The following is a 24,421-nucleotide window of genomic DNA, read 5'->3' on the forward strand; positions in this document are numbered from 1 at the left end:
AATGTTATCCTATATTTTTAGGTTAAATGATAAAACGGCGTGATTGTATCAGATTAAGCAAACGTTTGCGATAGTGATTTAATTGGGTTTTAACTAAAAAAATAACCGCACTTTATTTTAAAGGATAAAGTGCGGTTATTTTTTAACGTGTTTTTAGCGATTCGCTAATTCAAAAATCATCGCTTCAGCTTGGCAGCTAAATGTAAAGCGAGCTGTTAAATTTGCGCCATTTTCAGTTTCTGTGATTTCACTTTTAATTTCGCAAGGATCGCTTTCTGTTTTGCGAGCTTTTTCAATGAAACGATTAAGTGCTGCTTCAGCTTCAGCTTTATTCGCATAGGTTTGATGAATATCAACAGAACAATCTGAACCGTCAATAATCGTACCCACATCAACACAACTACAAGTGAGAGATTCTTCTGCTTTGCATGTTACTGTCATAGGATTTCCTTATTTAAAATTAAGATTGGTTCTATTCTAGCATTTTTAAAACGCTCTGCCAAAGTAGCCACATTTTTTTAATTTAAATATCATTTATTTATCACTGGTCGGAACACTTTAAAATTAATCTAAAATAATTTGCACTCCATTTATTGGAGTTTTAGAATCTCGCGGCTTTTTTCATTATTATTAATAACAAAAGGTTCCAAATGAGAAAATTTAATAAAACGCTATTAGCAATGACCACATTGTTAGCAGCAAGCGGTGCAAATGCAGCCGCATTCCAATTAGCAGAAGTTTCTACATCAGGTCTTGGTCGTGCTTATGCGGGTGAAGCAGCAATTGCTGATAATGCTTCAGTGGTTGCAACGAACCCTGCATTAATGAGCTTATTCAAAACTAATCAATTCTCTGTGGGTGGCGTTTATGTAGATTCTAAAATTCACATGAGTGGTCCAGTTACAGTTAATGCGCTAGGTCGTACTGTTGCAGTAGGTTCTGCAGATCATAACAGTGTTGTTCCAGGTTCATTGATTCCGAATATGTATTTTGTAGCACCAATTAATGACAAATTTGCCATTGGTGGTGGTATGAATGTGAATTTTGGATTAAAAAGTGAATATGAATCAGATTACAACGCGGGAGTATTCGGCGGTAAAACTGATTTAAGTGCGATTAACTTAAATTTAAGCGGTTCATATCGTGTATCTCAAGGTTTAACTGCTGGTGTGGGTTTAAATGCAGTTTATGCAAAAGCAGAAATTGAGCGTCGAGCGGGTATTTTAAGTGATGCAGTGAAAAATGCTGCGCCATTAGTTCCTGCATTAGTGAGAGCTGGACGAATTTCACCAAACGCGGCAGCTTCTTTAGCAAAATTACAAGGTGTGAACAAAGAAACTGTATTAACCCACTTACAAGATAAAAATGCATGGGGTTTTGGTTGGAATGCAGGTTTAATGTATGAGTTCAACGAAAATAACCGTGTTGGTTTAGCCTATCATTCAAAAGTTGATATTGACTTTGAAGATGATAACGCCGTGAGTGCAGGTCGTACTATTCGTGGGCAAGGCCCTGCTGCAGGTGGGTTAACATTACACTTACCCGATTATTTAGAATTATCAGGTTTCCACCAAGTTACAGATAATTTGGCATTACACTACAGCTACAAGTTTACACACTGGAGCCGTTTCAAAGAGTTACACGCAACCTTTAATGACGGTGAGCTTGCTTTCCATAAAGATGAAAAATACCGTAGCAATTCTCGTTATGCATTAGGTGCAACCTATAATGTAAATGATAAATTAACGCTTCGTGCCGGTATTGCTTATGATGAGGCTGCAGCACCAACAGAGCATGCAAGTGCATCTATTCCAGATACTGATCGTATGTGGTATAGCGTAGGGGCAACTTATAAATTTACCCCTAATCTTTCTATTGATGCGGGCTTTGCACACTTACGTGGTAAAAAAATTCACTTTACCGAAAGTCAATCAATTGGTGGCTTAGCGACAGTAACAGCAAATTATACCTCTAAAGCAAGTGCTAACCTTTACGGTTTAAACTTAAACTACAGTTTCTAATTTGTAAAAAATTTAGCATAATACGCAGCACACCGAATGCATGTTCGGTGTGCTTTTTTCTTATATCATTTCATAAAAAACGAGAGAAAAATGACCGCACTTTTTTATGCTTATATGGACTCACCAATTGGTCGGTTATTAATGCTTTCTGATGGTGAACATTTAACGAATTTAGATTGTGAATTAGAACAAACCACGCCAAATCCAAATTGGATTTTACGAGACGATTTACCGCTTTTTGAAAAAGTGCGCAGCGCTTTAATGCGTTATTTTAATGGCGAGCCAGAAAGTTTCTCTAATATCCCTTTATCACCTAAAGGTACCGCATTTCAACAAGCAATTTGGGCAGCATTGCGTCAAATTCCTTATGGCAAAACGGCGAGTTATGGTGGATTAGCAGAAAGCATTAATAACCCTAAGGCCGTGCGAGCTGTTGGCGGTGCAGTAGGAAGTAATCCCATTAGTATTATCATTCCATGTCATCGTGTATTAGGGAAAAAATGTGAAATTACCGGTTTTGGTGGTGGATTGCCGGTAAAACGCTTTTTATTGAAATTAGAGAATATTCCTTACATCGACAAAGGCGTAGAATACGTTAAACCGAAATTATTGAAGAAATACCACGAATGATCCCACAAACCGAACAAGCCTTATTAGAAAAAGCGCAATCTATTGCGGGGTTAACCTTTGGCGAACTTGCAGATGAGTTAAATATTTCCGTTCCACCAGATTTAAAACGTGATAAAGGTTGGGTTGGGCTCTTGCTTGAAACCGCTCTGGGGGCGACTGCAGGTAGTAAAGCAGAACAGGATTTTTCTCATCTAGGCATCGAATTAAAAACCTTACCTATTAATGCCGAAGGTTTTCCATTGGAAACCACCTTTGTGAGTCTTGCCCCCTTGGTGCAAAATTCAGGGGTAAATTGGGAAAATTCACACGTTCGTCATAAATTATCGAAAGTCTTGTGGATTCCCATTGAAGGCAGCCGAGACATTCCTTTGCGTGATCGCCATATTGGTCAGCCTATCTTATGGCAACCTTCGATTGAACAAGAACATCAATTACGCCAAGATTGGGAAGAGTTGATGGATTATATTGTGCTCGGGAAGTTGGATCAGATTACGGCGCGCATTGGTGAAGTTATGCAACTGCGTCCAAAAGGTGCAAACAGTAAAGCCATTACGAAAGGCATTGGTAAAAATGGGGAAGTGATTGATACCTTGCCGCTGGGGTTTTATTTACGGAAAGAATTTACGGCAGGCATTTTAAACGCTTTTCTTAATCATAAAAATGGGTGAATCATCACCCCTTTTTTATTTCTCTAAGTTTTGAAAAACACGGAAAAAACCCACCGCACTTTGTAAAGTCTCACCATAAAAAATGAGGGGGATACGATTTCGTTGCCAAGGCGGAACACCGAACTCTTGCCAAATTTTTTTCATGGTTTCGGCTGGGCGATTATGTTGTCGTTTTACTTTGCCAGTATAAGCAAATCGTATTTGAATAGGTTCTTGTGTATCAGCAAGTTGAACCTGTTTTTCGTTCCAATTGACTATAATGCCTATTGCATTGTGGATTGCATAAATTCTTCCGAGATTATCAGGCAAAAGAATCTGTTGATTTAATGGCATATCAAGGCAAGTTTGCGACAAATCAACGAATTTTCCTGTTAAATAGAGACATTGTTGATAGCGGCGAATAATATGCTCCCCAAGTTGAAATTGTGGGGATGCATCCGCTTTGGCCTGAATAACATCATCAATAATATGCATTAATTGAATCTGCGTTGGCATGGCAATTTGATTTTTAGCTAGCCACATTCGCAAAAGTGCGGTTTGTTTTTGCAATGAATATTCTAGAAAGTTTACGAGTGAAAACTGTTTTTGATCCTCAAGAAGATGCTGTTCAAAGCAAGTTTGTAATAATTCATTAATCAGTTGTTGTTGCTCAAAACAATGTTGTGCGGCACGCTGAACTGCATGATCAAAATGTCCCCAGCGTTGGCGTATTTCAGGCAAAATTTGGTTACGTAAGAAATTGCGATCGTAATGATTATCTTGATTGCTTTCGTCTTCGACCCAAGATAGATTTTCTTGCTGTACGTAATCTTCTAATTCACTTCGGCTAAAAGAAAGGAGTGGACGCAGAATAGGCATCCCGAATAATTGACTTTCTTTTTGCATGGCACCTAAACCTTGTAACCCTGCTCCGCGTTTTAGCGCCAGGAAAAAGGTTTCAGTTTGATCATTTAAATGATGTGCTGTGACCAGATATTCATCAGGCTGAATATGTGTTGAAATAGCCTGATAACGGGCTTCTCTTGCGCCAGCCTCAATACCATCATGCATTTCCACTTTGACTTTTTCAATAATAAGTGGAATCGCAAATTGTTCGCAGAGTTGTTGGCAATGAGCCGTCCAAGCATCCGCATTCGGGCTTAATCCGTGATGGATATGAATAGCTCGCAGGCTTAAGTGCGGTCGTTTTTCGCTGAGTTTTTTAACTAAAGAAAGCAGGGCAGTTGAATCCAAACCACCGCTAAAAGCAATGAGCAGCTTATTGGCGGTGGTTGGAATTTGTGCTTGGAATAATGAAAAAAGATCCATTAGGCAACTTTAACAGCTTTGTAGTTTGTACTTGGATTTAAGATTTCAAAACGAGCAGCAATCGGTTGGAGTTCGTAAGATTTCAAATCAAACGTAGTTTTCATTACGCCTGCAACAGCATTATTCATTTTTTCAAAAGCTTCAACATCATTGCCACAGTTTAAGTAATGCGCCAAGAAAGTCCCCGCAATTAAATCACCCACACCAACAGGTTCAAAGTTAAATTTATAAAGCGGACGACTTAAATGCCATACACCTTCAGGTGTCGCCATAATAATTTCAAAGGTATCAGGATCATTTAATTTACCTGCTTTACCTAAGTGTTTAACTAACACTTTTTTCACACCTTTAGCCACTAATGCATTGGCGGCCTTGAGCACATCGTCAAAGGTGTTGATAGGGAAGTCAGAAAGCGTACGAAGTTCAGAAAGATTTGGGGTCATGATGTCCGCACGTGGAATGGCTTTTTCAATTAAGCGTTCACGTACACCATCAGCTACTACGCAGACTTTTTCGGCATTTGGCATCACAGGATCGCACAAGTAAAGTGCATTGGGGTTACGAGCTTTGATTTTCTCTAAAGCATAGATAATTTGGTCAACTTGTTCAGCTGAACCTAAATAGCCAGAAAGTAACGCATCACATTCTTGTAGTTTTCCAATCGCATCTAAACCGTTGGCAATTTCACCAATTTGTTCTTGTGGAATCACCATGCCTGTCCATTTGCCATATTGGGTATGGTTAGAGAATTGCACGGTATTAAGTGCCCATACATCCACACCTAATAACTGCATTGGGAAAGTGGCAGATTTATTACCAGCAAATCCATAAACCACGTGAGATTGAATTGCTAATACATTTTTCATTTTGAACTCCTTTTACATTATTTTTATTTTAGCATTGATGCATTTTCTGACATCCATGCATTATTTCTCAAAACACAAAAAAGAACGGTTAAATTAACCGCTCTTTTTATATATTATTAACAATAGCCATAAGACATTAAACGTTCGTAACGTCTTTCTAATAAGCCATCTTTGTCGAAAGTATCTAATTCGTTTAGTTCTTCAACAAGACATTGTTTTAAATTGCGTGCCATTTCATGATAATTACGATGTGCACCACCTAATGGCTCTGGAACGATATTATCAATTAAACCTAACTCTTTTAAACGAGTTGCGGTTAAGCCCATGACTTCTGCTGCGGTAGAGGCTTTTTCTGCACTCTTCCATAAGATTGACGCACAACCTTCTGGTGAAATAACGGAATAAGTTGAATATTGCAACATATTCACTTTGTCACCTACACCAATGGCTAATGCACCACCGGAACCGCCTTCACCAATTACGGTACAGATAACAGGCACTTTTAAGGTAGACATTTCACGTAAGTTACGAGCAATCGCTTCAGATTGACCACGTTCTTCTGCACCAATGCCCGGGTAAGCCCCTGGTGTGTCGATAAAGGTAATGATAGGTAAGTTGAAACGCTCAGCCATTTGCATTAAACGTAACGCTTTACGATAGCCTTCAGGTGCTGGCATACCAAAGTTACGTGTTACTTTATCTTTTACTGTACGACCTTTTTGGTGACCGATAATCATTACTGGGCGACCATCTAAGCGAGCGAGACCACCTACGATTGCTTTATCATCTGCAAAGGCACGATCGCCCGCAAGCTCTTGGAAATCAGTAAAAATATGTTCGATATAATCAAGAGTGTATGGACGATTTGGGTGACGCGCCATACGAGAAACCTGCCATGCATCAAGATTTGCAAAGGTTTTTTTGGTTAATTCATCGCTTTTCTTTTGTAAGCGTTTAATTTCATCGTGTAAATCAATTTTGTCATCAGATGCTGAACGTAGTGCTTCAATTTTGGCTTCAAGTTCAGCAATTGGTAATTCAAAATCTAAATATTCTTGGCTCATTTCTTATCCTAAAAATATCGTCAAAAGTTGCCCGCACTTTATCAAGATTTAAGGTGTGGTGCAAATGGTTTTCACTGGTTGGAGCGGATTATAAATATTCCTTTTTTAGTAATGATAACAAAAACAAAAATGCGGAACAAATCACGACAGAAGGTCCTGCCGCTGTATCATAAAAAGCGGAAAGGAATAACCCGCCAATGACGGAAAGCATACTGATTAAAATCGCAATAAACACCATTTGCTCAGGCGTTTTGGCAAAACGTCTTGCTGTTGCGGCTGGAATAATTAAGAGGGATGTAATAATTAAAGCACCTACAAACTTCATACTTAAGGCAATGGTAAGTGCGGTCAAAATCATTAAGATAAATCGCATTTTTTTAATGTTAATGCCTTCCACTTGAGCCAGTTCAGGCGAAACGGTGGTGGAGAGTAAGGCTTGCCAGAAGTAAAGCAGTGTGCCTAATACAATGACGACACCCGCGCCAATGTAAGGTAAGTCGTTAAAATTAATGGCGAGCAAATCCCCAAAAAGATAACTCATTAAATCTACACGGACATTTTTAAGCAAGCCAACCGTGACTACACCAAGGGAAAGACAACTGTGTGCGATAATGCCTAAAAGGGTATCCACTGAAAATTGCGTGTTACTTTCGAGCCATACCATTAATACGGCGAGAATAATCGTCAAAATTACAATGGCAACATAAGGGTTAATTTGTAGGAAAATGCCTAACGCCACACCGAGTAAGGCTGAGTGGGAAAGGGTATCACCAAAATAAGCCATTTTACGCCACACCACAAAAGCACCGAGTGGTGCGGTAATTAAGGAAAGCAGTAAGCCCGTAAGCAAGGCGGGAAATAAAATCTCAAACATGATTTTTCCTTATTGTTGGCATTCTGATGGATTGGCACTGCAACTACAAACATCACCGTGCATATTATGGTGATGGTTATGGTGGTGCGTATAAAAGCCCATATTTTGTGAGATTTGATTGCCCCAAAGACGCATAAATTTGGGATCATTGGATAGGCTTTCTGGTGTGCCGGCACAGCAAATATGTTGATTGATGCACAACACTTCTTTACTGTCTGCCATCACGATATGTAAGTCATGAGAAACCATTAACACCGCGCAATTTAAGGTTTGTTGAGTACGGTGAATCAGCTGATAAAGTTCAGCTTGACCATTAATATCCACGCCTTGAGTCGGTTCATCTAGCACCAGTAAATTGGGTTTATTCAAAATCGCACGGGCCAATAATACACGTTGCATCTCACCGCCAGAGAGTTTTTGCATATTATTTTTTCTCAAATGAGTAATAGAGAGTTGCTCAAGTGCGGTTGATATTTCTTGCGTTTTAACACCTTTTTTGAGCGCCAGAAAACGCTCAACCGTCATCGGTAAGCTGTGATCGAGGTGAATTTTTTGTGGGACATAGCCAATTCTGACATTAGCGCTATAAATCACTTCACCAGATGTTGGTGTTTGTAATTTTAATAAGGTTTTTAAGAGGGTTGATTTTCCCCCACCATTTGGCCCAACAATGGTGATAATGGAATTGGGATAAATGCTGAGATTAATATCCCGCAATGCGGTCTTTTGTTCAAAGACCACATTGATATTTTTCAGTGTAATTAATGGTGTGAGTTGGGCTGGTTGAATGGCGCGAATCTGCATAATTCCCCCTTTAAAAATAGCTCACTAAAATAGCTCATTTCCTTATTTTTCTCAAGAAATTCTGACTATGCCTAATATTTAGGCATAAGATTTTACATTTTTAGGGTAAAATGAATTTTTCCCAGAGTTTGTAGTCTGAAAAACGAAAATCTTTTTTATTCATTTTAAAGGTATCAAATGGTTCAACACGTTAAATTAGCCAGAGATAGACGGAAACGAAAATCCCGCATAAAAGCGGCGATTTTTTTTGCCGCACTTTTGCTTATTTTAACGGGCATTTTCCTCGCCTTTAAAGATACTGCTGATTATGATCCTTCTCTGCAAAGTAATCTTGAACCAGAGATGGTGGATAACGTTCAATATCAATCTCTTACACCTGAAAAAACAGAATCGGGCAATCCTCAATCTCAAGAAGGTGAACACCCTGAAGCGAAACAACATGCTAATACGGAAGATGCAACCTCTTATGATGATGAACTTCAAGCCAAAGATGATGAAGTCGATGAAATCAAACCGCAATTTGATGATCTCAATGATTTACCAAAAGATGCTCAAGATGCGCTGAGCGGTATTTTAGATGTGGCCGATCAAGCATTACGTATCACCGATCAATTTAGCCATACTGTAGTACGTGGCGATTCATTAAAAGATGTACTAGAGCTTTCCGGTTTAGAAGATGATACGGCGAAAGATTTGATTGCCGCGTATCCTGAATTAAAAACGCTGCGTGCGGGTCAGCAGTTCTATTGGATTTTAGATAAAGAAGACCAACTAGAGTATTTAAACTGGTTGGTATCTGAAAAAGAAGAGCGCATTTATGAGCGCACTGAAGACGGCAAGTTTAAACGCCAAATCTTAGAGAAGAAAAGTATTTGGAAGAAAGAGGTGCTAAAAGGCACGATTAACGGATCCTTTGCTTCAAGTTTACGTGATTTAGGTTTGGATGGTCGTCAAATCAGCCAATTAAGTTCGGCATTACAATGGCAGGTAAGTCTCCAGAAACTCAGTAAAGGGACCAAGTTTGCGATTTTAGTGTCTCGCGAATATTTAGGCGATAAATTAACGGGCCAAGGTAACGTTGAAGCCATTCATATTATGGCGGATGGTAAGAGTTACTATGGTATTCAAGCGGCGAATGGTCGTTACTACGATAAACAAGGGGAAACTCTTGGCAAAGGCTTTGCGCGTTACCCATTGCAACGTCAAGCCCGTATTTCTTCACCATTTAACCCAAATCGTCGCCATCCGGTAACGGGACGTGTTCGCCCACATAAAGGGGTAGACTTTGCTGTTGCACCAGGTACGCCAGTTATTGCGCCAGCAGAAGGTGTGGTGGAAAAAGTGGCTTACCAAGCCGGTGGTGCAGGACGTTATGTGGTGATACGCCATGGTCGTGAATATCAAACGGTGTATATGCATTTAAGTCGTGCTTTAGTGCGTGCGGGCCAAACAGTGAAGAAAGGGGAGCGCATTGCATTAACAGGGAATACGGGTATCTCAACGGGGCCACACTTGCACTATGAGTTCCATATTAATGATCGTGCAGTAAACCCGCTTACGGTGAAATTACCGGGTACCAGCAGCGGTATGGCAACTGCAGAGCGTAAGCAATTCTTAGTCCGAGCGAAAGAAGTTGAAAGAACATTAAAATTATAGTGAATAAAATGCGGTCAAATTTGACCGCATTTTTTATAGGCCTAAAAAATTAGCTGAAAACTGACCGCACTTCATCTTTTCTCTTTTTCCTCAATATGCTATTCTCCTTGCATTTTAGAATTATTCTCATTTTTATGATTAAGAGACGTTATCTGATTTTTCTTTTGATAGTGCTTTCCTTTATTTCACTTTTTCTCGGGGTAAGTACCGTTAATTTGCAAGGGTTACTGAATTTTGAAGGTAATCAATGGCAGATCTTTCTAATCAGCCGCGTGCCTCGCTTAATCAGTATCTTGATTGCGGGTGCATCCTTGAGTATTTGTGGTTTAGTGATGCAGCAACTCAGTCGAAACCGATTTGTTTCACCTACCACTGCGGGCACAATGGACAGTGCAAGATTAGGCATTTTAATGGCGATGCTGTTTTTCCCAACAGCTTCAATGTTGTTAAAAACCACCATTGCGGTCATCGTGTCTTTCCTTGGCACATTGTTATTTATGACGATTCTGTCCCGTTTGAAATTCAAGGACACGATTTTTGTGCCATTAGTCGGGATTATGTTTGGTAATATCATCAGTTCAATTACCGCCTTTATTGCTTACAAAGAAGATTTATTACAAAACTTATCCGGGTGGCTACAAGGGGACTTTTCTCTTGTGATGTCTGGTCGCTATGAATTGTTGTATTTCAGTATTCCTACACTCATTGTGGCTTATTTATTTGCGCATCGTTTTTCTATTGTCGGGATGGGGAAAGATTTTGCGGTTAATCTAGGTCTAAATTACAACCAGGTACTTTATCTCGGATTGCTCATTGTGGCAGTGGTCTCTTCGATTATTATCGTGTCTGTTGGCGTGATTCCTTTCTTAGGGTTAATAATCCCGAATATCGTCACACTTTATTTAGGGGATAACTTGAAGAAAGTGTTATCTCATACGGCCTTGCTAGGCGCTGTATTTGTTTTATTTTGCGATATTTTAGGTCGAAGTGTGATTTATCCTTATGAGATTTCCATTAATGCCGTGGTTGGTGTATTTGGCAGTGGGATCTTCTTATTTTTATTATTAAAGCGGTATAGAAATGGCTAAGAAATCTTCTTCTCAACTGATTGTATTGTCGTTGTTAGCCATTGTTTCTCTTGCACTTTATTTAGGCTACAACTTACCAAACCGTTGGCAATATGCCTTGGAAAATCGTGCCTTATCATTAATTGCGATTGTGATTACAGGCGCGGCAATTGCACTTGCTACGATGATTTTCCAAACGGTCGTGAATAACCGAATTCTCACCCCGAGTATTTTAGGCTTAGACTCGCTGTATTTACTGATTCAAACGGCGATTATCTTCCTTTTCGGTTCAAGCACATTGCTTTCCATGAATTCCATTGCATTGTTTGTCTTGTGTACGGGATTAATGATGGCGTTTTCATTAGTGCTTTATCACTTCCTGTTTAAGAAAGAAAACCAAAATATTTTCTTCTTGTTGCTTGTTGGGATTATTTTCGGCACCTTCTTTGGTAGCTTAACGACCTTTATGGAAGTGTTGATTGATCCAAATGAATTTCAGATCGCACAAGATATTGGCTTCGCAAGTTTCAACCGAATCAATACTCAAATCTTGTGGGTGGCATTAGCCATTTTAGTGGCGACCATTGTTTTCAGCTTGAAATATTGGCATTGCTTTGATGTGTTGGCGTTAGGGCGAGAAAATGCCATTAACTTAGGAATCGATTATCAAAAGACTTTAAAAGTCCTCTTAATTCTCGTGGCAATTTTAACGTCAGTATCGACCGCACTTGTTGGCCCACTTACGTTCCTCGGGTTATTAGTGATGAACGTGACCTTTGAATTTGTTCGTGATTATCGCCACAAGGTACTCATTCCTGCCGCGATGTTAATTTCCATCATAACATTGGTTTTAGGGCAATTATTAGTGACCCATATTTTTACGTTCCGCACGACATTAAGCATCATCGTTAATTTTGTCGGAGGCGTGTACTTTATTTATTTGTTATTAAGAGCAAACAAAAAATGGCAATAGAAATTCGCAATATTACTAAAAGTTACGGAAGCAAAAAGGTGGTGGATAATGTGTCCGTCACCATTCCTACGGGGAAAATTACGTCTTTTATCGGGCCGAATGGCGCGGGGAAGAGTACGGTGCTGTCTATTATGAGCCGTTTGTTGAATGCGGATAGTGGTGAGATCTATCTCAACGGTGAATTGCTCAATCGTAAGAAAAGTAGCGATATTGCGAAACAACTTGCGATTTTAAAGCAAACTAACAACATTAATTTGCGTCTAACCATTGAAGATTTAGTCGCTTTTGGGCGTTTTCCTTATTGCAAAGGAAACTTAACCCAAACTGACCGCACTTTTATTGATAATGCTATTGCCTATATGAATTTAGATGATATCCGTCATCAATATATCGATAACTTAAGTGGTGGGCAGCGACAACGCGCTTATATTGCGATGACGCTTGCACAAGATACGGATTATATTTTGTTGGATGAGCCATTAAATAATCTGGATATGAAACATTCAGTGCAGATCATGCAAGTTTTGCGAAAATTAGCGACAGAACTCAACAAAACCGTGGTGATTGTGATTCACGATATTAATTTTGCCTCTTATTATTCAGACTACATTGTCGCCATGAAAAATGGAAAATTAGTGCATCAAGGGGAAGTTAACCACATTATGCAATCGCCCGTGCTACAAGATATTTATGATATGGCGATACCTATTCAGGATATCGACGACCATAAAATTGCCGTTTATTTTAGATAAATAAGGAAATTTTCATGAAAAAAACATTATCAACATTAGCACTTTCACTTTTTGCTTTGGTCGGTGTTGCTCAAGCAGCAGATATTACCGTTGAAAATGCCGCTGGAAAGCAGGTTGTGCCACAAAATCCACAGCGAGTCATTGTGCTTGATTTTGGTGCAGCAGACACACTTCGTGCATTAGGTGTGCAAGATAAAATCGTGGGTTTCCCACAAAGCGGAAAAATTCCAAGCTATCTTTCAGAATTTGCAGACAAAAAATATAAGAATGTCGGTGATTTGAAAGAACAATCATTGGAGCAAATTAATGAACTCAATCCTGATTTGATCATCGCGTCTAAACGTCAAGAAAAAATGATCGACAAATTTAAAGAAATTGCACCAGTATTTAATGTTGAAAATGATTACAACAATTACTACCCGAGTTTTCAACAAAATGTGACCGCACTTGGTCAGATCTTTGGTAAAGAAAATGTTGCGAAAGAAAAACTTTCAGCATTAGAAAGTAAGGTTGACCAAGTCGCCAAAGATGCGAAAGGCAAAACAGCCTTATTGGTATTGGTTAATGAAAGTAAAATCAGTGCCTTTGGTGATGGTTCTCGTTATGGTATGGTGTATCAAAAATTTGGTTTTAAACCGATTGATGACAGCATCAAATCGTCTACGCATGGACAAAGCGTTGGTTTTGAATATATCTTAGAAAAAAATCCAGACTTTTTACTTGTCGTGGATCGTACCGCGGCGATTACAGAAAAAGCCAACAATGCACAAAAAGTGTTGGATAACGATATCATCAAACAAACCAAAGCGTATAAAGATGGACACATTGTGTATCTTGATGCAGCGAATTGGTATCTTGCGTTTGGTGGTTTAGAAAGCATGGAAATCATCGCACAAGAACTTGATCGTGCAGTGAAAAAATAATACAAAAAACCATCTAAAGGGGCAGTCAAGGATTGCCCTTTTTATATGTAAATTAATCTTTACACATATCAATAAACTCCCTATCATATCGGCATCATTCAATAAATTTGAGCTTATTTTATGCTGACATTTAATCCACAAGATCCTTTCTCTTGCTTTGTCACTCAAAGCCTTTCCATGAAAAGTGCGGTCGAAAATGCGCAACGTTTTGCAATGTTTGATGTGCCGCTTTTAATTCAAGGTGAAACGGGCACGGGGAAAGACTTATTAGCCAAAGCTTGTCATTTTGCGAGCTTGCGTCGTGAGAAAAAATTCATTGCAGTAAACTGTGCAGGGTTGCCGGATGAAGATGCGGAAAGCGAAATGTTTGGGCGTAAAGTAGGTGACAGTGAAACCATTGGTTTTTTTGAATATGCTAACGAAGGCACGGTGTTGCTGGATGGCATTGCTGAGCTTTCATTAAGTTTACAGGCAAAATTATTGCGTTTTTTAACCGATGGTTCTTTCCGTCGCGTGGGCGAAGAAAAAGAACATCATGCTAATGTTCGAGTGATTTGTACCTCACAAGAACCGATGGAAAAGCTGTTAGAACAAGGGAAATTACGCAGTGATTTATTCCATCGTTTAAATGTTTTGGCGCTAAATGTGCCGCCATTGCGTGAGCGAGTGGAAGACATTCAACCTTTAACGGACGGTTTTTTACAAGAAATCAGCACACAGCTTAAGATTTCAATGCCAGAATATAATGCGGATTTTTTGAATTATTTGAAAGGGCAGTCTTGGCAAGGCAATGTGCGAGAACTATACAATGTCTTGTATCGAGCCTGTTCCTTAGCGAAAAATAACCAGCTTGATATTGAAAGTTTAAATTTAAAACCAGTACAAAGTGCGGTCATTTCTGCGGATGATTTTGGTGAGCAAACCCTGGATGAGATCATGGGACAATATGAGGCGAGTGTATTGCGCGTTTTTTATGCCCAGTATCCAAGTACGCGAAAATTGGCACAACGATTAGGCGTATCACATACAGCGATTGCCAATAAATTAAAACAATATGGTATTAGTAAATAATTTCTGACAGTTTAGGGAATTGTTTACAAAGTTTGAGCCATTCGACTTTATCAATTTGTACATTGAGGATAAATTCACCCTCATCTGAAATTTGTTCGTGACGAATGCTATCTAACTGATAGAGCGCGTGGCGAATTTTGCCCTCTTGTGGGAGCAGTGTGAGGGTGAAAGAAAGTATCTCATTTTTCAACCGCACTTTAATGGCTTTAAGTAGTAGATCTAATCCTTCACCTGAATGGGCTGAAAGATAAACGGCAACGGGCTTATTCTCGTCATCATATTCAATATGGGGCGCCACATTTTCCAATAAATCAATTTTGTTATACACCAACAATGCAGGCACTTTGTCTGCTTTAATTTCTTCCAACACTAAATTCACTGCTTCAATATTTTCGATCTTTCTAGCGTCTGCCGCATCAATGACGTGCAATAACAAACTAGCTTCTACCGTTTCTTGCAAGGTAGATTTAAAAGCGGAAACTAAATCATGGGGAAGTTGGCGAACGAAACCAACGGTATCCGCGAGAATGGCTGTACCAACATCCTGAATTTGTAAACGTCTTAATGTGGGATCGAGGGTGGCAAAAAGCTGATCCGCCGCATAGACATTGGCTTGCGTGATGAAATTGAAGAGTGTCGATTTCCCCGCATTGGTATAACCCACTAAGGAAATGGTCGGAATATCCGCTTTTTGTCGAGTTTGGCGATTTTGGTTGCGTTGTTTTTCGACTTTCGCCAAACGATTTTGCAACTGCGCAATACGAACCTTGATTAAACGGCGATCCGTTTCTAATTGCGTTTCCCCTGGACCACGTAATCCTACCGCACCTTTTTGCTGATCTAAGCCAGTTTTTCGACGAACTAAGCGAGTGGATAAATGCTTAAGCTGGGCTAATTCAACTTGTAATTTCCCTTCATGCGAGCGGGCTCGTTGGGCAAAGATATCTAAAATCACCCCAGTGCGATCCACCACTCGGCATTGGCAGATGCTTTCTAAATTACGGGTTTGTGCAGGGGTTAATTGATGATTCACCAAAACAACATCGGCATCTAAGGCTTCCACTACATCAGCAATTTCTTGTGCTTTTCCTTCACCGATAAAATATTTCGCTTGTGGTGTCGCTCGGCTCGTGGTGATGACTTGTAAAATCTCAACATTGGCAGATTCCGCTAAAAGTTGGAATTCTTGTAGATCTTCAATGTTTTTATTTTGAGAAAAGAAAACATGCACGACGACAGCTTTATCTTTTGCCGGTTGGCTATTGTCGCCTGTTTTAGATGACGAAAGTGCGGTTGAAATTTCAGGTGAATTTTCAACCGCACTTAAATTGATGAAATCGTTCATTGAACAGAATTATTCTGCTTGTGTTTCTACTTCCGCTACAGCATCAGAAGTTTGTGCTGCATGATGACCGCCATTATTATTGTGGTGAGAAACAGAACGAGCTGGAACCACAGTCGAAATTGCGTGTTTGTACACCATTTGATTAACCGTGTTTTTTAATAAAATCACGAATTGGTCGAATGATTCGATTTGACCCTGTAATTTAATCCCATTAACGAGATAAATCGAAACAGGAATACGTTCACGGCGTAACGCATTCAAATAAGGATCTTGTAATGATTGTCCTTTTGCCATTTTGCTATCCTTTGTTGTTATATGTTAATTAATGATAGAAACGAGTTGTCTCCGTCATCAAATATAACAATAAACATTTTTCTTGTCTATGGGTTTATCTCTTTGCTTTCACGCAGTTTTTTCAGAATTGTTTTCATTTTTTCGTCTAGTTGAGCATTGAAGCGTAATGTTTCACCCGTTTTAGGGTGCTCAAAGCGAATAGAAAACGCATGTAAAAACAAGCGATTAAGCCCGAGATCTTGCATGTATTTATCAAATTCTTTATCACCGTATTTATCATCCAGTGCAATCGGATGGCCTGCATATTGAGTATGAACTCGGATCTGATGGGTTCTTCCCGTTACAGGCGACGCTTTTACTAAGGTCGCATTTTGATAGCGTTCTTCAATGGCAAATCGCGTTTCCGAAGGTTTACCTTGTTCACTGACTTTAACAATGCGTTCGCCACTAGCCAGTTCATTTTTCAATAAAGGGGCTTGAACGACTTTTACATGAGATTGCCATTGGCCGCGTACGAGTGCGAGATAATCTTTTTGCACAGTTTTAACACGAAGTTGTTCGTGTAAATTGCGTAAGGCTGAGCGTTTCTTTGCCACTAATAAAATGCCCGATGTATCTCTGTCTAAACGGTGAACTAATTCCAAAAAACGGGCTTCAGGACGTAATGCCCGCAAGGCTTCAATCACGCCAAAATTCAAGCCACTCCCGCCATGAACCGCAATGCCGGAAGGTTTATTCAATACTAATAAACAGTCATCTTCAAAAATAATATGGCTTTCAAGGGAGGCGACTTTATTCAAGTTTTTAGAAATTGGGGCAGTATTTTTTTCAGAAACACGAACAGGTGGCACACGCACCACATCACCATTTTGCAATTTATATTCAGGTTTGATTCGCCCTTTGTTCACACGCACTTCGCCTTTACGTAGAATGCGATAAATCAAACTTTTTGGCACACCTTTTAATTTTGCCAATAAATAATTATCAATGCGTTGTCCTGCTTCATCCTCAGAAATCGTGAGCATTTTGACGGATTGATTGATGATTTTTTCTTGTTTTTCAGTCATTGAATCTGTCCTTTAAAAATTGGGCTGAATCATATCACAATATCCCTGGTGATAATAGCAAGAATGCCTTGCTAATTTAGCCCTGAATGTGGATAATAGAGCGTCTTTCTGCGCCTCAAATTTGGCATTTAGAAAGTAATTTTGTATGTTGGTCAAAACTCAATGCGGCAAATGGCATAAGACATTGATAATCAACATGTTTTTCTTGAAGATTGATGCTTCCTTGCAATGCGTAATTAACACATCGCATTGTTTTACGAAAATTGTCTTAGATAACAATTGAGTATGCTATCAATGCACCCAGCAACACACAGTCGTGAGATTGACTGTTCGCGAGAAACACGAGGTCGATGGCTAAGGTCAGTAAATCTGTAAAGTGCGGTTAATTTTCAAGGTATTTTAGATAATTCAAAACGAGAAATTGACAATGAAAAGAATGTTAATCAATGCGACTCAAAAAGAAGAGTTGCGCGTTGCGTTGGTCGATGGCCAGCGTTTATTCGACTTGGATATTGAAAGTCCGGGTCATGAACAGAAAAAAGCCAATATTTACAAAGGGAAAATCACTCGCGTAGAGCCGAGTTTAGAAGCAGCCTTTGTGGATTATGGGGCAGAGCGCCATGGTTTCCTTCCTTTAAAAGAAATTGCCCGCGAGTATTTCCCTGCTGATTATGTGTTCCAAGGTCGTCCAAATATCCGTGATATTTTGACCGAAGGCCAAGAAGTGATCGTTCAGGTGAACAAAGAAGAGCGTGGCAATAAAGGCGCAGCCTTAACCACTTTTGTTTCCCTTGCTGGTAGTTATTTGGTGATTATGCCAAACAATCCGCGTGCAGGTGGCATTTCTCGCCGTATTGAAGGCGATGAACGTATCGAATTAAAAGAAGCATTGAGTTCTTTAGATGTCCCGGAAGGCGTTGGTCTTATCGTGCGTACAGCGGGTGTAGGTAAATCACCAGAAGAATTACAATGGGACTTAAAAGTACTTTTACATCATTGGGAAGCGATCAAACAAGCTTCACAAAGCCGTCCAGCGCCATTCTTAATTCACCAAGAAAGTGATGTGATCGTTCGTGCGATCCGTGATTACTTGCGTCGTGATATCGGTGAGATCTTAATTGATAGCCCGAAAGTATTTGAAAAAGCGAAAGCACACATCAAACTTGTCCGTCCTGATTTCATCAATCGTGTGAAATTGTATCAAGGCGAAGTACCGTTATTTAGCCACTATCAAATTGAGTCACAAATTGAATCCGCCTTCCAACGTGAAGTACGTTTACCTTCTGGTGGTTCGATTGTCATTGATGTGACAGAAGCGTTAACAGCTATCGATATCAACTCGGCGCGTTCAACTCGTGGTGGTGATATTGAAGAAACGGCATTAAATACGAATCTTGAAGCAGCAGATGAAATTGCTCGTCAATTACGTTTACGTGACCTAGGTGGGTTAGTGGTTATCGATTTTATCGATATGACACCGGTTCGTCACCAACGTGAAGTAGAAAACCGTATCCGTGATGCGGTGCGTCAAGACCGTGCGCGTATTCAAATTAGCCGTATTTCTCGCTTCGGCTTATTGGAAATGTCACGTCAGCGTTTAAGCCCATCATTAGGTGAGTCTTCTCACCATGTTTGCCCACGCTGTCAAGGTACCGGTAAAGTGCGCGATAACGAAAGCTTATCGCTTTCAATCTTGCGTTTAATCGAAGAAGAAGCATTAAAAGAAAATACCAAACAAGTACACACTATTGTGCCGGTACAAATTGCGTCTTACTTACTTAACGAAAAACGTAAAGCAGTAAGCAGCATCGAAAAACGCCATGATGTAGAGATTATCGTGGTGCCAAATGAAGCGATGGAAACCCCGCACTTCAGCGTGTTCCGCGTGCGTGAAGGTGAAGAGCTGAACGAATTAAGCTACAACTTAGCAAAATTCCATGAAGCACAAGACGATGCATTCGTACCAGAAGAATCCCTTGTTTCACGTAATATTGAAACAGCAGCCGTGACATCTGAACAAGTGATGGAAAGTGCTGCAGTATCGCTATCGATCCCAACGGCAGCGCCAGCACCAGTTGAGCGTAAATCCGAAGGTCCTTCACTGTTTGCGAAAATTGTTGCAGCAATTAAAGGTTTATTTGCTTCTGAGCCAAAAGAAGAAGAGAAAAACCAAAACAATCGTAATAATCGTAACGGCAATCGTAATAATCGTCGTAATCAAGATCGTCGTAATAATCGTCGTTCTCGCAACGAAAATAGTGACAATGCGAAAAATACAGACGAAGAAAATGCACGTCCAACTCGTGAGCGTGTGAATAATCGTCGTAATCGTCGCAACGTTAATGAAGAGGTTATTGCTGAAAGTGCGGTTAATTTAGCGAATGTTTCTGATGATAATCGTCAAGAAGAAAAAGCAGATAAACCGGTAGCAGAACGTCGTCAACGTCGTGATTTACGTAAACGCGTTCGCATTGATGACAATGCAAATAACGCCAATGAGAATGTTGTTGAAGCAGTTGAAGTTCCTGCGATTAAAAATGAAGTGGTTGAAAACAACGCTGTTGATAATACAGAAGATAAACCACGTCAAGAACGTCAGCGCCGTACACCTCGTCATTTACGAGCATCGAATAATCAACGCCGTCGTCGTAATGAAGTGAAGTCCCCAATGCCATTATTTGCAGCGGTAGCTTCTCCAGAATTAGCAAGCGGTAAAGTATGCATCGATTATTCTACTGTGAATGCCCCGAAAGAAAATAATTTCTTATCGGTGGATGAGTTGCTTGAGCAAGAAAAAACGAAAAAAGGTGTGATTACGCCTGCAACAGGTATTGTTGTGGAAGAGAAATCAGTTGAAGCACAACCTGCGTTAGATTTCATTACTCAACCGGCAAATGAAGCGGTTCAACAGAAAGTACAAGAATCATTAGAACGTTTGCATCATAAATCAGAACCTGTTGCTCAAGTTGATACGGCAGAAGTTGAACCACAAGAAAAAGCAAAATTTGTAAGTTCTTATGTGTTCACTGGTCGTGCAGGTACGATTTCAGCCGTACCACATACAAAAGCAGCCATGACATTAGCGAAAGCACCTGATGATGAGTCTAAACCATTCCCAATTGTAGAATGGACGGAGTCTCGTTATTACTTTAATGGTAAAGGCGCGGCAGGCCATCATAGTGCAATTAGCCATATTTATTCTGAACCGACAAAAGCGAAAGCAGAGTAATATCTTAATCATAAAGACGGAATCAATAGGTTCCGTTTTTTATTTTGTGTATTTTTAAAACATTGTGATTTAAAAGTAGTCAATCAGATAATTTTTTTATTTTCTTGCTTGACGGGGTCGGGGAAAAAACGTATTATTCACCTCGCTTAAATCACGGAGGAATGGTCGAGTGGTTGAAGGCACCGGTCTTGAAAACCGGCGAGGGTTTACGCCCTCCGTGAGTTCGAATCTCACTTCCTCCGCCATCAAATTCAAAAAATCCCTAAGTCGAAAGATTTAGGGATTTTTGCTTTTCAGTCTATTTCAAAAAAATCTTATTTCTTGACCGCACTTTCTTGGGCTTCTTTGAAGGCAAGGTATTCTTCTAAGGTCTCAATGGCTTCTAAACATTTTTGACGACGCGTTAAATAAATTGCGGCTGTTTGCTTATGTACATCTCGTTGAATATCTGTTTGAGCCGTATTCGCTTGTGCTTTAGCTTCTTCGTATTTTTCCGTGAGTTGCTGCAAGGCTTCATAATATTTTTCTAGACGCTCTCTTGGCGGAAGTCGATGAATGCTATGCTGTGATTTACTGCTTGTAACTGGTTGTTCCATTTTTTTCGGTTGAATAGCTTTTTTATGTTTGCGATTTATGGCCTCACTCAATGCGGTACATTGCCCTAAAAGATGTTCAGCCATAAATACAATTTGTTCTTCATTTTGATGGGGAAGGTTACATAGCTTTGTTAAGCTTTTCTGGATTTCGTTGAGATAAAAGCCGACGGTTTCAAAATCTTCGGTAAATAAAGTGCGGTTAAATTTAGCGTTGATTTTTTTATCAGAGTCAGCTTGATAGGCTTGCGTTAGTTGCTGTACTTTTTGTTCGAGCGTATTGAGTAATGATTGAATAGACATAAAAAAATCCCCGCATAATGAATGCAGGGATTATAACGATTAAAGGGTCATGGCTGCAATCCAACCGAACGCTAATAATGGAATGTTGTAGTGAATAAAGGTTGGTACAACAGAATCCCAAATGTGGTCGTGTTTACCATCCATATTCAAACCGGATGTTGGACCAAGTGTGGAGTCAGAAGCCGGTGAACCTGCATCTCCTAATGCCGCCGCTACACCTACGATAGCCACTGTCGCAAGTGATGAGAAACCAAAAGAGAGACAAAGTGGTACATAGATTGAGGTGATAATTGGCACGGTTGAGAAAGAAGAACCAATACCCATGGTAATCAATAACCCAACGAGTAGCATTAAGAATGCCGCAACGCCTTTGCTTTGAATTACACCAGTTGAAAGTGCATCAACTAATTCTTTCACGCCACTTGTGGAATTAATGACATTAGCGAAACCAGAAGCCGCAATCATCACAAAGCCGATCATTGCCATTAAGCGTAAACCTTGTTGGAAAATGTCGTTACTTTCTTTGAGTTTGAAAATACCAAAAGCACCGAAAATTACTAAACCGACTAAACCACCAATGATAGTTGAACTTGTGAAAAGCTGTGTGGCAAAAGTCGCGACAATGGCGACCGCACTTGCGGTAATTTGAATTGGTTTAATGTTCGCAATGTGTTGTTCAATTTCACTTGTAGTTGGTTCTGCCGTTGTCACAACATACTCGCGCGGTTTGCGATAGGTAACAAATACGGCAGTGAGTAAACCAAGAATCATACCAATAACAGGGATAAGCATAGCGAAAGAAACTTCACCAACACTGGTTTGTAAACCGAGTGGAGCACCAGCCAGATTGATATTTTTTACTAAAACGCTTTCGATAAAGATTTTCCCGAAGCCAACCGGCAAGATCATATAGGTTGCGGTTAAACCAAAGGTAATAATACAAGCCACTGCACGACGATCGATTTTTAAACGGTTAAAAATAGAAAGTAAAGGCGGTACCACAATCGGAATAAACGCAATGTGTACTGGGAGCAAGTTTTGGGATGAAATTGAGAATAAAAGCAAAATACCAAGTAGCATATATTTAAACCAAGCTAAATTTTTGCCGGTTGGTGTTTTGTTCATTCGAGTAATAATTTTATAAGCAAGCAAATCAGTGATGCCAGATTTTGAAATCGCAATGGCAAATGCACCGAGCATCGCATAGTTCATGGCAACTTCAGCACCACCACCTAAACCACCTGTAAAGGCTTCAATGGTTTTGCTTAAACCTAAGTCTCCGCATAAACCAGCTGTAAGGGCCGAAATCACAAGTGCGATAACCACGTTCACGCGCAGTAAGCTTAACGCCAGTAGCACGACAATTGAAATAACAACGGGATTAGATAGCATATTGTTGTTCCTTATTGATTAATTAAAATAAAAAGGTCGCATAAAAGAAAATTGATTTAAGGTTAAATGTCGCATAGTAATAAACTCCTGTAAATTGATAATAAAACAAAACCCCTCGAAAGTTGCCTTCCGAGGGGTAAGATTTTTTTGATCTTTATCTTGTCAGCTCGGAAGAAATCTTCCAAGCACGCCAACAGCCTGAAAGATTATTCAGTTGAATGGCGATGATGGTGACGAAGGATAAAGTTCATTTGAAACTCTCTTATTTAGATAACTAAATCGAATTACTTTTTAAAATACGGTAAACCGAAAACGATTGCAAGCCTTTTTTCTAAAAAATTTTGAAAATTAAAGTGCGGTCTGATTTTCAGCTGTTTTTTCTGTTTCATTTGTTTGAGCAATATGCGGGAAACCACCAAGCTCTTTTAAATGATTCACCATATAGCAAAATAATTCTGCCGTACGCTCAGTATCATATAGCGCAGAGTGTGCTTGTTTACCATCAAAAGGAATTTTTGCTGCTTGGCATGCTTTGACGAGCACTGTTTGTCCAAACATAAAACCGGCAAGTGTTGCCGTATCAAACATCCCAAAAGGGTGGAATGGATTGCGTTTTACGCCCGTACGTTCTGCAGCAGCCATCACGAAACTTTGGTCAAAAGCCGCATTGTGCGCCACGATGATAGAACGCTGACATTCAGCATCTTTTTGTCCACGACGCACCATTTGGAACAAACCTGTGATGGCATCTAATTCAGATACTGCACCACGTAATGGATTGTGAATATCAATTCCATTGAATTTGAGAGATTCGGGATTAATATTTGCCCCCTCAAATGGTTCAATATGAAAATGGCATTTTTGGTCAGGTTGTAAATTGCCATTTTCATCCATTTTTAAGGTGATTGCCGCAAGCTCTAAAAGTGCATCTTTTTTGGCATCAAACCCAGCTGTTTCCACATCAATAATGACAGGGAAATAGCCACGGAACCGATTTTTTAATTGATGGTGATAAGGAATTTCAGGTGTATCTGACACAATGTATTCCTTAATTTCCTAAAGCTGATTTTGCACTTTTGTTTTCGATAAATTCGATCTTATAACCATCTGGATCTTCAACAAAGGCAATCACAGTTGTGCCACCTTTAACCGGGCCGGCTTCGCGAGTCACTTTACCGCCATGAGCACGTACCGCTTCACAAGTTGCGTAAATATCATCTACACCAATAGCAATATGCCCGTAAGCATTACCAAGATCATATTCAGTTACGCCCCAGTTGTATGTTAATTCAATTTCTGCAGCGCTTTCGCCATCTTCGTAACCTAAAAAAGCAAGCGTATATTTATACTCAGGGTTTTCACTTGTGCGTAATAAACGCATACCTAAAACATCTTGATAAAATTTAATAGAGCGGTCTAAATCACCTACTCGAAGCATTGTGTGTAAAATTTGCATTTTGTTCTCCTCCATTATCTTTAGGTTAAAAATTCTACCATAAAATGCAATTTGGCGCGAATGGA

At 39.7% G+C, this 24,421-nt stretch carries 23 protein-coding genes, 1 tRNA gene and 1 other annotated feature; of the genes, 11 read left to right on the forward strand and 13 right to left on the reverse strand.

The features are described 5' to 3' along the window. Positions 1 to 153: 153 nt before the first annotated feature. Entirely contained in the window at positions 154 to 441 is a 288-nt protein-coding gene (locus tag INP93_RS04900) for a YfcZ/YiiS family protein (protein WP_049369142.1), read from the reverse strand. 209 nt (positions 442 to 650) lie between these two features. On the opposite strand from INP93_RS04900, the gene INP93_RS04905 reads away from it, so the two are divergent. The 3 genes from INP93_RS04905 (at position 651) to mutH (ending at position 3,319) form a co-directional block, all read left to right on the forward strand. Beyond that, a complete protein-coding gene (locus INP93_RS04905; RefSeq protein WP_197545296.1) occupies positions 651 to 2,021 on the forward strand; it encodes a porin in 1,371 nt (456 codons plus the stop codon). Between the two features lie 90 nt (positions 2,022 to 2,111). Beyond that, a complete protein-coding gene (locus INP93_RS04910) occupies positions 2,112 to 2,651 on the forward strand; it encodes a methylated-DNA--[protein]-cysteine S-methyltransferase (protein WP_197545297.1) in 540 nt (179 codons plus the stop codon). Then, entirely contained in the window at positions 2,648 to 3,319 is a 672-nt protein-coding gene (gene mutH, locus INP93_RS04915; protein WP_197545298.1) for a DNA mismatch repair endonuclease MutH, read from the forward strand. Before INP93_RS04910 ends, mutH begins: the two co-directional genes overlap by 4 nt. A gap of 15 nt (positions 3,320 to 3,334) precedes the next feature. Here the strand turns inward: mutH and tilS are convergent, their stop codons facing one another. The 5 genes from tilS to znuC form a co-directional block, all read right to left on the reverse strand. Beyond that, positions 3,335 to 4,627 (reverse strand): tRNA lysidine(34) synthetase TilS, encoded by a 1,293-nt coding sequence (gene tilS, locus INP93_RS04920; RefSeq protein ID WP_197545299.1) that lies wholly within the window; start codon positions 4,625 to 4,627, stop codon positions 3,335 to 3,337. Further along, positions 4,627 to 5,493: a pyridoxal kinase gene (gene pdxY, locus INP93_RS04925; protein WP_049369150.1), complete on the reverse strand. Its 867-nt coding sequence runs from the start codon at positions 5,491 to 5,493 to the stop codon at positions 4,627 to 4,629. The genes tilS and pdxY overlap by 1 nt, the downstream gene beginning before the upstream one ends. Positions 5,494 to 5,609: 116 nt before the next feature. After that, the gene (gene accA / locus INP93_RS04930; RefSeq protein ID WP_197545300.1) at positions 5,610 to 6,557 is read right to left on the reverse strand and encodes an acetyl-CoA carboxylase carboxyl transferase subunit alpha; all 948 of its coding nucleotides are present in this window, start codon (positions 6,555 to 6,557) and stop codon (positions 5,610 to 5,612) included. Between the two features lie 88 nt (positions 6,558 to 6,645). Beyond that, positions 6,646 to 7,431, reverse strand: coding sequence for a zinc ABC transporter permease subunit ZnuB (gene znuB, locus INP93_RS04935; protein WP_049366407.1), 786 nt, complete (start codon positions 7,429 to 7,431; stop codon positions 6,646 to 6,648). A 9-nt stretch (positions 7,432 to 7,440) separates the two neighbouring features. Then, the gene (znuC, locus tag INP93_RS04940; protein WP_197544315.1) at positions 7,441 to 8,235 is read right to left on the reverse strand and encodes a zinc ABC transporter ATP-binding protein ZnuC; all 795 of its coding nucleotides are present in this window, start codon (positions 8,233 to 8,235) and stop codon (positions 7,441 to 7,443) included. Positions 8,236 to 8,412: 177 nt separating this feature from the next. On the opposite strand from znuC, the gene mepM reads away from it, so the two are divergent. From mepM to INP93_RS04970, 6 genes are all read left to right on the forward strand, one after another. Next, complete coding sequence (mepM, locus tag INP93_RS04945; protein ID WP_197544316.1) at positions 8,413 to 9,891, forward strand: murein DD-endopeptidase MepM; 1,479 nt, start codon at positions 8,413 to 8,415, stop codon at positions 9,889 to 9,891. Between the two features lie 134 nt (positions 9,892 to 10,025). After that, a complete protein-coding gene (locus tag INP93_RS04950; protein WP_065244208.1) occupies positions 10,026 to 10,979 on the forward strand; it encodes an ABC transporter permease in 954 nt (317 codons plus the stop codon). Next, the gene (locus tag INP93_RS04955; RefSeq protein WP_049380439.1) at positions 10,972 to 11,931 is read left to right on the forward strand and encodes an iron chelate uptake ABC transporter family permease subunit; all 960 of its coding nucleotides are present in this window, start codon (positions 10,972 to 10,974) and stop codon (positions 11,929 to 11,931) included. The genes INP93_RS04950 and INP93_RS04955 overlap by 8 nt, the downstream gene beginning before the upstream one ends. After that, a complete protein-coding gene (locus INP93_RS04960; protein WP_197544317.1) occupies positions 11,922 to 12,683 on the forward strand; it encodes an iron ABC transporter ATP-binding protein in 762 nt (253 codons plus the stop codon). The genes INP93_RS04955 and INP93_RS04960 overlap by 10 nt, the downstream gene beginning before the upstream one ends. A gap of 14 nt (positions 12,684 to 12,697) precedes the next feature. Beyond that, positions 12,698 to 13,606, forward strand: a complete 909-nt coding sequence (locus INP93_RS04965) for a siderophore ABC transporter substrate-binding protein (protein ID WP_070583059.1) — start codon at positions 12,698 to 12,700, stop codon at positions 13,604 to 13,606. Between the two features lie 120 nt (positions 13,607 to 13,726). Continuing rightward, a complete protein-coding gene (locus INP93_RS04970; RefSeq protein ID WP_197544318.1) occupies positions 13,727 to 14,677 on the forward strand; it encodes a sigma 54-interacting transcriptional regulator in 951 nt (316 codons plus the stop codon). Here INP93_RS04970 and hflX read toward each other — a convergent pair. From hflX to rluC, 3 genes are all read right to left on the reverse strand, one after another. Beyond that, on the reverse strand, positions 14,667 to 16,022 hold the full coding sequence (hflX, locus tag INP93_RS04975; protein ID WP_197544319.1) for a ribosome rescue GTPase HflX: 1,356 nt from the start codon (positions 16,020 to 16,022) through the stop codon (positions 14,667 to 14,669). The two genes, INP93_RS04970 and hflX, sit on opposite strands and share 11 nt — an antisense overlap. 9 nt (positions 16,023 to 16,031) lie before the next feature. Next, on the reverse strand, positions 16,032 to 16,316 hold the full coding sequence (gene hfq / locus INP93_RS04980) for an RNA chaperone Hfq (RefSeq protein WP_005697164.1): 285 nt from the start codon (positions 16,314 to 16,316) through the stop codon (positions 16,032 to 16,034). Between the two features lie 86 nt (positions 16,317 to 16,402). Beyond that, positions 16,403 to 17,383, reverse strand: coding sequence for a 23S rRNA pseudouridine(955/2504/2580) synthase RluC (rluC, locus tag INP93_RS04985; protein ID WP_070583062.1), 981 nt, complete (start codon positions 17,381 to 17,383; stop codon positions 16,403 to 16,405). Between the two features lie 427 nt (positions 17,384 to 17,810). Between rluC and rne the strand changes: the two genes are divergently transcribed. After that, on the forward strand, positions 17,811 to 20,612 hold the full coding sequence (gene rne, locus INP93_RS04990; protein ID WP_197544320.1) for a ribonuclease E: 2,802 nt from the start codon (positions 17,811 to 17,813) through the stop codon (positions 20,610 to 20,612). Positions 20,613 to 20,767: 155 nt separating this feature from the next. Further along, positions 20,768 to 20,857 (forward strand) — tRNA-Ser (locus INP93_RS04995). 69 nt (positions 20,858 to 20,926) lie between these two features. Here the strand turns inward: INP93_RS04995 and priC are convergent. The 4 genes from priC to gloA form a co-directional block, all read right to left on the reverse strand. Beyond that, positions 20,927 to 21,508: a primosomal replication protein PriC gene (priC, locus tag INP93_RS05000; protein WP_197544321.1), complete on the reverse strand. Its 582-nt coding sequence runs from the start codon at positions 21,506 to 21,508 to the stop codon at positions 20,927 to 20,929. 39 nt (positions 21,509 to 21,547) lie between these two features. Next, complete coding sequence (locus tag INP93_RS05005) at positions 21,548 to 22,900, reverse strand: Na+/H+ antiporter family protein (RefSeq protein ID WP_197544322.1); 1,353 nt, start codon at positions 22,898 to 22,900, stop codon at positions 21,548 to 21,550. Between the two features lie 103 nt (positions 22,901 to 23,003). Beyond that, positions 23,004 to 23,131: a sequence feature (His leader region), on the reverse strand. Positions 23,132 to 23,248: 117 nt separating this feature from the next. Further along, entirely contained in the window at positions 23,249 to 23,938 is a 690-nt protein-coding gene (rnt, locus tag INP93_RS05010; RefSeq protein WP_083327180.1) for a ribonuclease T, read from the reverse strand. A 10-nt stretch (positions 23,939 to 23,948) separates the two neighbouring features. Continuing rightward, positions 23,949 to 24,356: a lactoylglutathione lyase gene (gene gloA, locus INP93_RS05015; RefSeq protein WP_049372940.1), complete on the reverse strand. Its 408-nt coding sequence runs from the start codon at positions 24,354 to 24,356 to the stop codon at positions 23,949 to 23,951. Positions 24,357 to 24,421: the final 65 nt, after the last annotated feature.

This window comes from Haemophilus parainfluenzae, assembly GCF_014931415.1.
Taxonomy (GTDB): Bacteria; Pseudomonadota; Gammaproteobacteria; order Enterobacterales; family Pasteurellaceae; genus Haemophilus_D; species Haemophilus_D parainfluenzae_AF.